Origin of the sequence: Acetivibrio ethanolgignens (assembly GCF_001461035.1) — a bacterium.
In the GTDB taxonomy this organism is placed as follows: domain Bacteria; phylum Bacillota; class Clostridia; order Lachnospirales; family Lachnospiraceae; genus Velocimicrobium; species Velocimicrobium ethanolgignens.
The window spans coordinates 47,026-60,052 of sequence record NZ_LNAM01000197.1 but is presented as its reverse complement, the minus strand read 5'-3'; the positions used below and the strand labels follow the sequence as shown (position 1 = coordinate 60,052).

Sequence of the window (13,027 nt, the reverse complement as noted above, 5' to 3'; positions counted from 1 at the left end):
TTCACTCATCCTGACTGATTTTTCGGTTAAACTGATTCATTGCTTCCTCTACACCATCCAAGATAATCCTTTTACAGGCCTGGGAAGCCCGGACTAAAGCATCTCTTACCTTTGGCTCCTCCTCTGCCGGAAAACGCCCCAGCACATAGTCAGCCAGGTCCCAGCCCTTTGGCTTGTCTCCTACACCGACTCGTACTCTTGGAAACTCCTGGGTTCCCATATGCTGTATGATACTCTTGATGCCGTTGTGACCTCCGGCACTGCCCTTTGGCCGTACCCGAAGCTGTCCTACATCCAGACTGATGTCATCATATACAATGATAATTTCCTCATTACTTACCTTGTAATAATCCATCAGCTCTCGGACACTTTCCCCGCTTAAATTCATAAAGGTCTGCGGCTGTGCCAAAAGCACCTTCTGCCCCTCGATATAGCCGCGGCCGCACAGTGCCTTATGCTTTTTAAAATCTAATGGTATATTATAATCATCCGACAGCCGGGTTATGACATCAAAACCGATATTGTGCCGTGTTCCCGCGTAATCCCTGCCCGGATTGCCAAGTCCTACGATAATGTACATACCTTTTACTTCCTTTCTCTGCCGGCTCGGTAGCCGGCCTTTTTATCCATAATTCCTTCGGTTTCCTTTGTGTCCGGGAAATCCTCTCTTTTGGTATATTTATCTGTACCCAGGTAAGCTCTCTGGCCCCTTTAATTTCAATGATATCCTTTATAGCTCAATTACCTCTAAATCCTCCGGCACAAAAAGCTTTCCGTGATAATACTGCTTTCCTTCCGCAGTATACAGCTCTTTCCGCCTCTCTATGTTCTTATCCTCTGTGTGGTAAAGCACTAGATTCTTTGCTCCCAGCTCTTCAGCCAGTTCACAGGCATCCCTTGCCGTGGTGTGACATTTTTCATAGGGATGAAATATATCTGCCTGGGAATGGAGGCAAAAGGCCTCATGCAGCATCCAGTCGGTATTTCTGGCAAAATCGTATTCCCATTCCCTACAAGGCTCATCTCCCAAAAAGGTAAATTTCTTTCCATTCTCAAGCTGTGTAACAAAGCCATACTGCTTTGCTTTCCCGGATTGAATATCGAAAAATTCCACCGAATAATTTAAAATCTGCTTTTTATCTCCATCCTCCAAAGGATGCAGGAAAATCCGTTCTCCAATCAGCTTGTAGAACTTCTCCTGAATCGTCAGGCGGCAAATGGTCTTTACCGTTTCTACCAGGTCACTGTGGCAGTAAATATTACAATTTCCCTCATATTTTCCCTGCTTCATCTGTGCTGCAATCATACGGATAATCCATATCATACCCAACAGGTGATCTGTATGCTCATGACTTAAAAATATCTCATGCAGCTTATTTAGCGGAATCTCTGCCTTTTCCAGCTGTGCCAGAATTCCGTTGCCACCTCCGGCATCCACCAGAAAATATTCCTCACCATTGTAAAGTGCAAAGCAGGTATTGTAGCACTTTGTTACATTTGCATTGCCGGTTCCTAAGATAATCAGTTTTTCCACTCTAAGTTCCTCTCTAACTCTTTTGTTCTACCTTTACCCTATATTATACGCCTTCCCTTTAACTATTCAAGATTTTTCCTTAATTTCATTAATAATTCAAAATAAAAAAAGCCGGCACTTTCGAATAACTCGAAGTGCCGACCTTTTTTATTTTTGCACTTATCTTGCCTTCGCAATAATTATTTAAGGGTAACCTTAGCACCTTCAGCTTCAAGCTTAGCCTTGATGTCCTCAGCTTCTTCCTTAGTAGCACCCTCTTTAAGTACCTTAGGAGCTCCGTCAACAACGTCCTTAGCTTCCTTTAAGCCTAAACCGGTTACTTCACGAACAACCTTGATAACCTTAACCTTGTTTGCTCCAACGTCTGTTAACTCAACGTCGAACTCGCTCTTCTCTTCACCTGCTGCCTCAGCAGCTCCACCAGCTGCTGCTACAACAACACCTGCTGCTGCAGATACGCCGAACTCTTCCTCACAAGCTTTTACTAAATCATTTAACTCTAATACGGTCATGCCTTTGATAACATCAATAAATTCCTGAGTTGTCATTATTAATTACCTCCATTAAAATAATTTTATTTGTTTTGTTAATCTGTTTGTTTCAGTTTCCGATATTACTCAGCTGCTGCCTCGCTGCCGCCTTTTTCTGCAATCTGCTTAAGCACACGAGCAAAATTGGTAATAGGGGACTGTAAGCTTCCAAGGAGCTTGGAAATAAGCTCTTCTCTGGATGGGATATCTGCAAGTGCCTCAATACCCTTTACGTCATAGTAGTTGCCCTCAACAACAGCACCCTTGAACTCTAATGCTGCCATGCCCTTGCCAGCCTTCTTTAAAACTCGTGCAGGAGCTGTAGCATCATCGATACCAAATGCAATTGCTGTAGGTCCGTCTAAATGCTGGTCTAACTGTGCGAAATCAGTTCCTTCAAATGCACGCTTTAAGAAAGTGTTCTTGTATACCTTGTACACAACGCCAGCCTCTCTTAACTGCTTACGAAGCTCTGTATCCTCAGCAACAGTTAATCCACGGTAGTCAACCAGTACGGCTGATTTAGCATTTGCAGCATATCCTTTGATTTCGTCAATGATAGGCTGCTTTAATTCTACCTTTGCCATTTTGTTTACCTCCTTATAGATTTAACAAACCGAAAAGCCCCCACTGCAAGACAGTGAGGGCGAAAAGTCATCATATACTCTTCCTCGGCAGGCGATATACTTACGTCCTTGGAATCTGTGTTCCGCGGACACCTGCTGTCTTCGGCAGCTTTTATATTATCTGTACTACTGCACAGAACTTTTTTACTATAACATAGGATTCACGACTTGTCAAGTATTTCTTGATTTTTTCTTCTTTCCTGCGTTTTGGTCAAAAATTAGTTGCTATCATTACAAATCTATAAACATATCTCCCTGTAAATCAGAAATAGCTTCAAAGGGGATTTTTGTATTTACAATCCTTAGAACCCTGCTGGTTTCATCTATTCCTGATACCACGCCTGTCAGCTGCACATACTCCCCATTCTGGAAATACTCTGCGGTAACCATATCCATCCTACGAAGCTGTCTCAGCTTATAGTCAAGCTCAGCTTTCTGATCCTCGGACAGCTCCCGCTTCGGTACGATAATCCGTTCCTTTTCTAGGAGAGCCTCCCTGAAGCCTTTTAACGCCTCAAAGGGCATAAACTGTTTTGCCCGGTTGCTTTGTTCCATTTTTGGTCGTATCCTACTCACCGCTCCTATGCCCTCCTATCTGCTGATTTCGCTCTATAGCTGTACCGGCTTCCTGCAAATCCATTCCCCGGATAAGAGCATTTTTCCCATACCTTCGTTTTATCTCAAGGGCTGCCTTTTGTAATTTTCTGTCACGCTCAAGGGCTGCATAGTCCGTAAACAAATCGTACTGCTCGTATGCTTCATTTACCACGCTGTTACAGGTCACGTTTACCTTGCGAATCATCTGATCTCTCTGCACGATATGCCTGTAAAGTTCCAGCACATAGGGAAGTACCACCCGGAAGGAATTTGTTGCTTCTCTCATGGAAACGGTTCCCGTTGCGGGCTTCATTTCAAGATCTTTAGAATACGAGATTTTCAGAGTAATCGACTGTGTAGTCATTCCCTTGTCTGCCATATCAAGACACAGAACCTCCGTCATCTCTTTTACAATCAGCTCACATTCTGTAAAGGTATAGTCCCTCGATAACACCTGTCCACTGGATAGAGATCTGCTTTTCGGCTTATACGCCTTTATATCTTCCATTGTGGTGCTTTCCCTGCCCCACGCATGGTCAATCAAAAGCTCTGCATCTACTCCGAACATATGGTAGAGCATATCCTCATCGGCATGGGCAATATCACCCATCGTATACAGCCCCATACTGCCTAATCTTTTTTCAGTTCCGGCTCCTACTCTCCAAAAATCAGTGAGCGGTCTGTGGTTCCACAAGGTTTTCTGGTACATGCTTTCATCAAGATAACCAATATTGTCCTTAACGTGTTTTGCTGTAATATCCAATGCCACTTTTGCCAGATACATGTTTGTTCCAATCCCTGCAGTTGCCGTTATCCCCGTAGTCTTCATAATATCCTCCATAATCTTAACAGCCAGCTCTTTAGCAGTAAGCTTATACATGGAAAGATAATGGGTAACCTCCAAAAAAGCCTCATCTATCGAATAGACATGGATGTCCTCTTTGGCAATGTACTTTAGGTACACACCATAAATTTCTGCAGAATACTCAATGTACAGCTTCATTCGTGGCGGTGCCATGATATAGTTCACACTTTTGGGTATCTGAAAAACTCTGCATCGGTTCTTAATTCCAAGTGCCTTCATGGATGGGGAAATTGCAAGGCAGACTGTTTTCTCACCTCTATCTGGATCGGCTACTGCCAGATTAGTAGATTAGTATTCCTGCCTAGCAGGATAATTATTCAGAAACTCCTTTGTAGTAGCATTCCCACTACCTGGGCATGTACGACTTTCATGGCTTAGCATAATAAAACCGCTTGTCAGAACTGCGATCAAATGCTATTCTTTTCATAGGCAGCGGAGCCTTTCTGTATTGAAAAATAGAATGCTGTGCCACAGCCTTGGCAGGCAATTGCAAGCATCGGAGAAAATTTGGATTAAAAATCGGGGGAGGGGATTTTATGGCAAAAAAGAAGAAGGTGCCGGCTGAGTTTAGAATATATGAGCTTCCACAAGGAGAGGATGTTCTTGCTTTAACGGGAGAAAAATGGGTGCAGATATACGGCAGAGATGTAGATAATCTGCATTTTCATAATCTTTTGGAAATCGGGCTCTGTCACTATGGAGAAGGAATGCTGATTATTGAAGACAGACAGTATCGTTTCAGCAAGAATATGCTCTCCTTTATTCCAGTAAATGTGTTACATACAACAGAAAGTGATATTGAAAGTGTCGGTTTCTGGGAATATTTATTTTTAAACCCTGAACGTATAGTAGAAGAAATGTATCACGGAAAAAAGAACACACAAAAGGAGCTCTTAGAGCTTATCAATAGAGATGGATTTTTTATTCGCGAGTCAGATAACCCGGCACTTTCTATGCTGGTACGCCAGATCTTTGATGAAGTCCGTGAAAAAAGACCGTTTTATCGTGAATCAGTAAAGGGACTTTTATATGCTACACTGTTAGAGGGTGCAAGGCGAAATGGGCTGAATGCTCAAAAGAAAAAAGAGGAGAACGGTGCGGAAAAAAGAGAGGGGACAAAGCTGAATAAGGCAATTGTCTTTGTTGAGGAAAATTATGACCGGAATTTTAAGATTTCAGAGCTTGCAGAGAAATGCTATATGAGTGAAACCCACTTCCGACGATTTTTCCAGGAACGGATGAATATGACTCCTGTTGAATTTGTTAATTTTATCCGGATAAAAAGAGCCTGTGAACTGATTGATAATACGGATCTGGACATGGAGGAAATCGCTGAACGTGTCGGGTTTGTGACACCTTCTACCTTCAACCGGAACTTCCGAAAAATCATGGAAACTTCTCCATACCAATGGAAGAAACGCCCCGATAATCATAAGGGTAAGCTGATTGATTATAAGATTTCAGCTCTCAAGGGTTGGTAATATTAGCTAAAAACAGAGAAGAAACGTGCAAAAACAACAGTATGTCTTGGAAAAAGACGGGATTAAATGGTTGAATTTGCACGTTTTTAGATTGGATATACTTCATATGCTTCTCAGAATGATAGTATAATGTGCATAGAAATATAACAAATTTATATTAAAAATATGCATTTTGCACAAAATGAGGAGGTAAGTTATGAAGAAAAAGCTTTTGTCATTGATGGTATGTGTAGCCCTGGTTGTATCTTTAACTGCCTGTGGAAGCAAGGGAGGAAATGATGCTCCGACAGCAAGCGGAGATCCTGCAGCATCTGGTGAAGCTTCCAATAAGCTGACGGTATGGTGCTGGGATCCGGCATTTAATATTTATGCAATGGAGCAGGCAGGCGAAATTTACAAAGCAGACCATCCAGATTTTGAACTTGAGGTTATTGAAATACCTTGGCCAGATATTCAGACAAAGCTGACAACAGCAGTTACTTCTGGAGATTTGAGCTCTCTTGCTGATATTATACTGATGCAGGATAATGCCTTCCAGAAAAATGTAATTTCCTATGCGGAAGCATTTACTGACATTACGAATTCCGGTATTGATTTTTCACAATTTGCAGGAGCTAAGACAGCTTACTCTGTAATAGATGGAAAGAACTATGGTGTTCCTTTTGACAATGGTACGGTTGTAGCAGCCTATAGAACAGATGTCTTAAAAGAGGCTGGATTTACCGTGGATGATTTTACTGACATAACCTGGGATGAATATATTGGAAAAGGTAAGGCTGTTCTTGAAAAGACTGGTAAGCCATTACTTTCCTGCCTGGCAGGCGAAGCTGATGTTATTATGATGATGCTTCAGTCTGCAGGTGCTTCTCTTTTTGATGCAGAAGGGAATCCTTCTATGGTTGAAAATGATATCTTAGTAAAGGTTATGGAGACCTATAAGGCATTAAAGGAAAGTGGTGTATTAACAGAGGTTAATGACTGGGATGAATATGTTGGTTCCTTTACCAGTGGTTCTGTAGCAGGTACGATTAATGGATGCTGGATTCTTGGTTCTATCCAGACTGCCGGGGAGCAGTCCGGTAAGTGGGCTGTTACTAATATGCCATGTCTTGTAGGTGTTGATGGTGCTACTCATTATTCTAATAACGGTGGCTCCAGCTGGCTGATTACCTCTAACTGTAAGAATGTAGATCTGGCAGTAGATTTCTTAAACAATACTTTTGCAGGGAGTGTAGAGTTCTATGAGAAGATTCTTCCAAAGTCGGGTGCATTAGCTACTTATTTACCAGCAGGTAAAAGTGATGTTTATAGAGAACCTCAGGAGTTCTTCGGTGGGCAGACAATCTACTCTCTGATTACCGAGTTTGCTGGAAAGACACCCTCTAACAATACCGGTGTTTACTATTATGAAGCTCGTGATGCAGTAGCAGTTGCTATTACCAATGTCATCAGTGGTGCGAGCGTTGAAAGCGAAATTGCAAATGCAGAGGATACAATTAAATTCCAGATGGGCGAGTAAGCAAAGCTTCTACAAGAGGAGGTATGAGCGTGAGTCAGAGAAAACAGAAAATGACTTTGGAGAAAAAGCACAGCCTGACTGGATGGGGATTTCTGATGCCGGCAGCACTTTTGATTCTGATAATGAATTTTTATCCAATGCTTAAGGCACTTTTGTTATCCTTCCAGACAGGAAAAGGAAATATTTTAAAATTTGCAGGTCTTTATAACTATCAAAGAATGCTGCAGGATCAGGTATTTATCCAGTCTGTAAAAAACTGTTTCTTATATCTGATTATTCAGGTGCCAATTATGCTGATTCTTGCATTAATGCTGGCATCTATGCTGAATAACAAGGATCTTAAATTTAAAGGACTTTTCAGAACAGCAATTTTCCTGCCATGTGCCACCTCTCTGGTATCCTATGCGACGATTTTTCGTTCCTTATTTGCGACAGACGGTTTGATTAATACCGCTTTAATCAAACTGGGAATTCTGGATGTAGGCTACAGCTTTTTAACCCATGCAACAAGTGCAAGAATTGTCATTATTCTTGCGTTAATCTGGAGATGGACCGGTTATAATATGGTGTTTTATCTGGCAGCTTTTCAGAATATTGATTATTCTATTTATGAAGCAGCTTGCATTGATGGAGCTTCAGCCTTCGATATATTCCGTAAGATGACAGTTCCGCTTTTGAAGCCAACCATTCTTTTGACAGTCATTATGTCTACCAACGGCACACTGCAGCTTTTTGATGAGTCTGTAAACCTGACCGGTGGCGGTCCTGCTAATGCAACCATTACCATGTCCCATTATATTTATGATATGTCCTTTAAGTATGTGCCGAATTTCGGATATGCGGCAGCAATGTCTTATCTGATTCTGGTTCTGGTAGCAGTTCTGGCGTTCATACAGATGAAAGCAGGTGACTCTCGTGAATAAAAGAAAAAAGATTGCAACCTATATAATTTTAACAATAGTTTCCTTTATATCGATATTTCCACTGTACTATATGATTTGTTCAGCTACGAATAAGAGTGTAGATGTTGTCTGCGGACGGCTGCTCCCTGGTACAGAACTGGCTAACAATTTTAAAAACCTGATAGATCAGTATAATGTTGGTGGAGCTATGATAAATTCCTTCAAATATGCACTTTTACTGACCTTTATTTCTCTGGTAGTATGTTCTTTGGCCGGCTATGGCTTTGAAATCTATCACGATAAGGGGAAGGACTTTTTGATGTCTGTTATTCTGTTGGCTATGATGGTTCCATTTGCAGCAACAATGATTCCGCTGTATCAGATGTTCGCAAAGGCAAAGCTTTTGAATACAGCAATTGGTTTTATCCTGCCAACAATTTCAACACCATTTTTAATTATGATGTTCCGGCAGAGTGCCCGTTCCTTTCCGCATGATATTATTGAGGCTGCCAGAATCGATGGCTTAAATGAGTTCCAGATTTTCTTCCGTATGTTTGTGCCTACGATGAAGTCTACCTATGCAGCAGCGATGACAATTACCTTTATGAATGCATGGAATAACTATCTATGGCCAAAGGTAATCATGACCAGCAAGGAAAGTATAACAATGCCAATGCTGGTAGCAAACTTAAAGGAAGGCTACGTTACCGACTATGGTATGTTGATGTTAGCCGTATTCTTATGTACAATTCCAACGGCAGTTATCTTCTTTATTTTACAAAAGAGCTTTACAGAGGGGATTACTGGTGCGGTGAAATAAAAAATCAGCTTTGGCAGCACAGCCTTTAGAGGCAGAAATGGAGTTAAAATGGGACAGTTTGATTTTGAACAAGTGAAAAATCCGGAATATTTCCAGAAAAACCGGAGAAGAGCTCATTCCGATCACAGCTTTTATAAAACTCTGGAAGGAGCAAAGCGGAAGGATACTGATTTTAAATATTTGCTGAACGGTATGTGGAAATTTTCATATGCAATAAAGCCGGCCTTGAGCGTGAAGGGCTTTGAGAGGCTGGATTATGACTGTCGGGACTGGGCTGATATCAAGGTCCCTGCTCATATACAGCTGGAAGGTTATGATGTACCTCAGTATGCCAATACCCAGTATCCATGGGAGGGCAGAGATGAAATTAGGCCAGGTGAGATTCCAGTGAATTTTAATCCGGTGGCAAGCTATGTAAAATACTTTTTTGTACCGGAGGAGCTTAAAGGTCAGAAGGTATATATTTCCTTCCAGGGTGTGGAAAGCAATCTCATCCTGTGGTGTAACGGTGAGTTTGTAGGCTATAGCGAGGACAGCTTTACACCTCATGAATTCGAACTGACACCGTATCTTAAGGAGGGAGAAAACAAGCTGGCTGCCCAGGTATATAAGTGGAGTGCCGGAAGCTGGCTGGAGGATCAGGATTTCTTCCGCTTTTCAGGTATTTTCCGGGATGTATATCTGTTTACGGTACCAAAAGTTCATATCTGGGATGTAAAAATAGAAACTGTATTAAATGATAGCTTTGATGAAGGCTGTCTTAAGCTTAACCTCGTCTGCGAGGGTGCAGGCAGTATAGAGGCTTTTTTATATGATGGAGAGGAGATGACAGCAGAAGCTTCGTTTTCCATCCACGAGGGAACTGTGGCTGGAAAACTTCTGATTTCCCGGCCGAAGCTTTGGAGTGCTGAGATTCCAAAGCTGTATCAATTATATCTTACTGTTAAGAATACTGCTGGTGCTGTAGAGGAGGTAGTAAAGCAAAATATAGGTTTCCGCCGCTTTGAAATCCAGGACAGTATTATGTATATTAATGGGAAACGGATTATTTTCAAGGGTGTCAACCGCCATGAATTTGATTCCCGCCAGGGACGTGTACCTAGCATGGAAAATCTCTGGCTGGATTTGATAACCATGAAGCAGAATAATATCAATGCTATCCGCACCAGCCATTATCCAAATGATTCATCCTTTTATGAGTTATGTGATGAGCTTGGCTTTTATGTCATTGATGAAACAAATCTGGAGACTCACGGCTGTTGGGATGCAGTAGGTCGTAATTTAGAGCCCCTTGAGTTTTGTGTGCCAGGAGACAGACCGGAATACCTGGAAAATCTTTTAGACAGGGCAAATTCCATGTACCAGAGAGATAAAAATCATCCTTGTGTAGTAATCTGGTCCTGTGGAAATGAGTCCTATGGCGGAAAAAATCTACTGGAGATGTCAAACCTCCTTCGCAGGCTTGACCCGACCCGTCCTGTGCATTATGAAGGAGTAGTCTGGGATGACCGCTATCCGGCGACAACAGATATTCGTAGCACTATGTATACTCCGGTTACTGATATCCGCAAGTATCTGGCAAAGCATAGAGATAAGCCATGTATTCTATGTGAATATACGCATGCTATGGGTAATTCCTGTGGTGCCATGCATAAATATATGGATTACTGTGAAGAGGAGCCTTTGTTCCAGGGAGGCTTTATCTGGGATTATGCAGACCAGGCGATTTACAAAAAAAACCGTTATGGTGAAGAAGTCTTAGGCTATGGTGGTGACTTTGATGACCGGCCAAATGATGGCAACTTCAGCGGTAATGGTATCTGCTTTGGCGGTGACCGAAAGAAAACGCCAAAGATGCAGGAGGTTAAATACAATTATCAAGGCTTTTCTATCCGCGTGGATGTACAGGAGAAAAAGGTACACATTAAAAATAAAAATCTTTTTACTTCCAGTGAAAGCTATGACTGTATCATAGCTGTAGAAAGAGATGGACAGCTTGAGGAGCTGGTTTCTATGGAAACCAAGATTGCCCCACAGTCTGAGGCGGAATATGAGTTACCAATTTCCGATTATATTCTGCCTGGTGAATATACAGTGACGGTTTCCTTCCTGTTAAAGGAGGCTGAAGCCTGGGCAGAAGCAGGACATGAGGTAGCCTTTGGACAGGGAATTTACAAAGTGGAAGGAGAGACAAAAAAAGAATGTATTGAGGATGCCTTGGAGACCTCGACCTTTGAGGTATTGCATGGCTATAACAACATTGGCATTCATGGAGCTTATTTCCATGCTATTTTCTCTATTCTGTTTGGTGGGCTGGTATCCTATGTCTACAAGGGAAAGGAGATGTTGAAAACAGCTCCAAAGCCAAATTTCTGGAGAGCTCCAAATGATAATGATATGGGCTGGCAGATGCCGTATTATTGCAGTATGTGGAAAAATGCCAGTATGTATTTGACCCACAAGCCAGGCAACAGGCTGCCGGAGGATAACCCAAGGGTGGAAGAGGGAGAAAATGCCCTAACGATTACTTATACTTATTTTCTACCTACGACACCAGAAACGAGCTGTGAGCTTTCTTACCGGATAGCACCGTCTGGCGAGATAGAGGTAACTCTATCCTATACACCAGTGAAGGATATGCCTCCAATGCCGGAGTTTGGTGTTATGTTCCGTATGGATGCGGATTATGAAAATCTGACCTGGTATGGCAATGGTCCTGAGGAAACCTATTGTGACCGTGAACAAAGTGGCAGAATTGGCCTTTATAAAAATAAAGTGGCCGACAACATGGCGGACTATCTGATGCCGCAGGAATGTGGAAATAAGACAAGGGTACGGTTTGCCCAAGTAACGGACAGCCATGGTTCTGGTCTTGAATTTTCAGGAGAGGATTTGAGTTTTTCAGCTCTTCCATACACACCTCACGAGCTGGAAAATGCAATGCATCATTATGAGCTGCCGCCAGTGCATTATACTATCGTGCGTGTCGCCATGAAGCAGATGGGTATTGCCGGTGATGACAGCTGGGGCGCCAGACCACATCCGGAGTATTATACTGATATGAATGAAAAGCTTTCCTTTAGCTTTAAGTTTAAGGGAATCTAATTGGATGCCCATCGGTATGCGGGCTTTCGCCTCTCTCCATGATAAGTGCTAGCCGCTGGTCCTTTCGCCCCATCGGCACGCGGGCGAGCCCGCTTATAAAGATAAGGAAACTGCCAGTTTCTTTCGCTGCCGTGCTGCTGCGTAATAGAACTGCCCGTAAAAACCACGGGCAATTCTATTACTACGCGGGCTTTCGCCTCTCTCCATGATAAGTGCTAGCCACTGGCCCTTTCGGCCCATCGGCACGCGGGCGAGCCCGCTTATAAAGATAAGGAAACTGCCAGTTTCGAGTGAACTCGAACTGGCAGTTTCCTTATCTTTGCACTTATCTCGCCTTCGCGATTACTGTATTTTTGCTGTATTTACACGGATTCCAGGTCCCATGGTTGTTGCAACGGTAACACTTCTTAAATACTGTCCCTTTGCAGCAGCTGGCTTAGCCTTAATGATAGCATCCATAAGAGTTTTGAAGTTATCATTTAACTGCTCCTCTGTGAAGGAAGCCTTTCCAACTGGAACATGGATGATGTTTGATTTATCTAATCTGTACTCAATCTTACCTGCTTTAATATCCTGAACAGCCTTTGTAACGTCCATTGTTACAGTACCAGCCTTAGGGTTTGGCATTAAGCCCTTTGGTCCAAGTACACGTCCTAAACGACCAACAACGCCCATCATATCTGGAGTAGCAACTACTACGTCAAACTCGAACCAGCCTTCGTTCTGAATCTTTGGAACCAGTTCATCTCCGCCAGCGTAATCAGCACCTGCTGCAAGAGCCTCGTCAACCTTTTCTCCCTTAGCAAATACTAAAACACGAACCTTTTTACCAGTTCCGTGTGGCAGTACAACTGCACCACGGACCTGCTGGTCAGCATGACGTCCATCAACACCAAGTCTGATGTGTGCTTCTACTGTTTCATCGAACTTTGCAACTGCTGTTTTCTTTACCAGGCTGATAGCTTCTTCTGTCTCATACTGAGTAGCTCTGTCAAAAAGCTTAGCAGCCTCTGTATATTTCTTTCCTCTTTTCATTCTAAACAACCTC

General features: G+C 42.6%; 12 protein-coding genes and 1 other annotated feature. Of the genes, 5 read left to right on the top strand and 7 right to left on the bottom strand.

The genetic code is table 11. From position 1 onward, the window contains the following. Position 1: 1 nt before the first annotated feature. The 6 genes from pth to ASU35_RS15645 all read right to left on the bottom strand — a co-directional run bounded on the left by pth (position 2) and on the right by ASU35_RS15645 (position 4,431). The gene (pth, locus tag ASU35_RS15670) at positions 2–580 is read right to left on the bottom strand and encodes an aminoacyl-tRNA hydrolase (RefSeq protein WP_058353918.1); all 579 of its coding nucleotides are present in this window, start codon (positions 578–580) and stop codon (positions 2–4) included. A 150-nt stretch (positions 581–730) separates the two neighbouring features. Next, positions 731–1,534 carry an MBL fold metallo-hydrolase gene (locus ASU35_RS15665; protein ID WP_058353917.1) on the bottom strand — a complete coding sequence of 268 codons (804 nt, stop codon included), beginning with the start codon at positions 1,532–1,534 and terminating at the stop codon, positions 731–733. 179 nt (positions 1,535–1,713) lie between these two features. Continuing rightward, positions 1,714–2,082: a 50S ribosomal protein L7/L12 gene (gene rplL / locus ASU35_RS15660; RefSeq protein ID WP_058353916.1), complete on the bottom strand. Its 369-nt coding sequence runs from the start codon at positions 2,080–2,082 to the stop codon at positions 1,714–1,716. A 65-nt stretch (positions 2,083–2,147) separates the two neighbouring features. Next, entirely contained in the window at positions 2,148–2,651 is a 504-nt protein-coding gene (rplJ, locus tag ASU35_RS15655) for a 50S ribosomal protein L10 (protein ID WP_058353915.1), read from the bottom strand. 21 nt (positions 2,652–2,672) lie between these two features. Next, positions 2,673–2,814, bottom strand: a sequence feature (ribosomal protein L10 leader region). Between the two features lie 107 nt (positions 2,815–2,921). Next, positions 2,922–3,266, bottom strand: coding sequence for a YolD-like family protein (locus ASU35_RS15650; protein WP_242861302.1), 345 nt, complete (start codon positions 3,264–3,266; stop codon positions 2,922–2,924). Continuing rightward, positions 3,259–4,431: a Y-family DNA polymerase gene (locus ASU35_RS15645; protein ID WP_278278084.1), complete on the bottom strand. Its 1,173-nt coding sequence runs from the start codon at positions 4,429–4,431 to the stop codon at positions 3,259–3,261. Before ASU35_RS15645 ends, ASU35_RS15650 begins: the two co-directional genes overlap by 8 nt. A 257-nt stretch (positions 4,432–4,688) precedes the next feature. Here ASU35_RS15645 and ASU35_RS15640 point away from each other — a divergent pair, with 257 nt between their 5' ends. From ASU35_RS15640 to lacZ, 5 genes are all read left to right on the top strand, one after another. Next, on the top strand, positions 4,689–5,633 hold the full coding sequence (locus ASU35_RS15640; RefSeq protein WP_058353913.1) for an AraC family transcriptional regulator: 945 nt from the start codon (positions 4,689–4,691) through the stop codon (positions 5,631–5,633). A gap of 196 nt (positions 5,634–5,829) precedes the next feature. Continuing rightward, positions 5,830–7,152: an ABC transporter substrate-binding protein gene (locus ASU35_RS15635; protein WP_058353912.1), complete on the top strand. Its 1,323-nt coding sequence runs from the start codon at positions 5,830–5,832 to the stop codon at positions 7,150–7,152. Between the two features lie 50 nt (positions 7,153–7,202). Further along, positions 7,203–8,075 carry a carbohydrate ABC transporter permease gene (locus ASU35_RS15630; RefSeq protein WP_083504347.1) on the top strand — a complete coding sequence of 291 codons (873 nt, stop codon included), beginning with the start codon at positions 7,203–7,205 and terminating at the stop codon, positions 8,073–8,075. A 70-nt stretch (positions 8,076–8,145) separates the two neighbouring features. After that, on the top strand, positions 8,146–8,874 hold the full coding sequence (locus tag ASU35_RS15625) for a carbohydrate ABC transporter permease (protein WP_083504346.1): 729 nt from the start codon (positions 8,146–8,148) through the stop codon (positions 8,872–8,874). Between the two features lie 48 nt (positions 8,875–8,922). Next, on the top strand, positions 8,923–11,979 hold the full coding sequence (gene lacZ, locus ASU35_RS15620) for a beta-galactosidase, LacZ type (RefSeq protein ID WP_058353909.1): 3,057 nt from the start codon (positions 8,923–8,925) through the stop codon (positions 11,977–11,979). 342 nt (positions 11,980–12,321) lie between these two features. Here the strand turns inward: lacZ and rplA are convergent, their stop codons facing one another. Further along, on the bottom strand, positions 12,322–13,014 hold the full coding sequence (gene rplA, locus ASU35_RS15615) for a 50S ribosomal protein L1 (protein WP_058353908.1): 693 nt from the start codon (positions 13,012–13,014) through the stop codon (positions 12,322–12,324). Positions 13,015–13,027: the final 13 nt, after the last annotated feature.

Excerpts from the sequence above, each read along its gene's own strand:
- pth (WP_058353918.1), bottom strand. The coding sequence starts at position 580 with ATGTACATTATCGTAGGACTTGGCAATCCGGGCAGGGATTACGCGGGA.
- rplL (WP_058353916.1), bottom strand. The coding sequence starts at position 2,082 with ATGACAACTCAGGAATTTATTGATGTTATCAAAGGCATGACCGTATTA.
- rplJ (WP_058353915.1), bottom strand. The coding sequence starts at position 2,651 with ATGGCAAAGGTAGAATTAAAGCAGCCTATCATTGACGAAATCAAAGGA.
- ASU35_RS15640 (WP_058353913.1), top strand. The coding sequence starts at position 4,689 with ATGGCAAAAAAGAAGAAGGTGCCGGCTGAGTTTAGAATATATGAGCTT.
- ASU35_RS15635 (WP_058353912.1), top strand. The coding sequence starts at position 5,830 with ATGAAGAAAAAGCTTTTGTCATTGATGGTATGTGTAGCCCTGGTTGTA.
- ASU35_RS15630 (WP_083504347.1), top strand. The coding sequence starts at position 7,203 with ATGACTTTGGAGAAAAAGCACAGCCTGACTGGATGGGGATTTCTGATG.
- ASU35_RS15625 (WP_083504346.1), top strand. The coding sequence starts at position 8,146 with ATGATTTGTTCAGCTACGAATAAGAGTGTAGATGTTGTCTGCGGACGG.
- lacZ (WP_058353909.1), top strand. The coding sequence starts at position 8,923 with ATGGGACAGTTTGATTTTGAACAAGTGAAAAATCCGGAATATTTCCAG.
- rplA (WP_058353908.1), bottom strand. The coding sequence starts at position 13,014 with ATGAAAAGAGGAAAGAAATATACAGAGGCTGCTAAGCTTTTTGACAGA.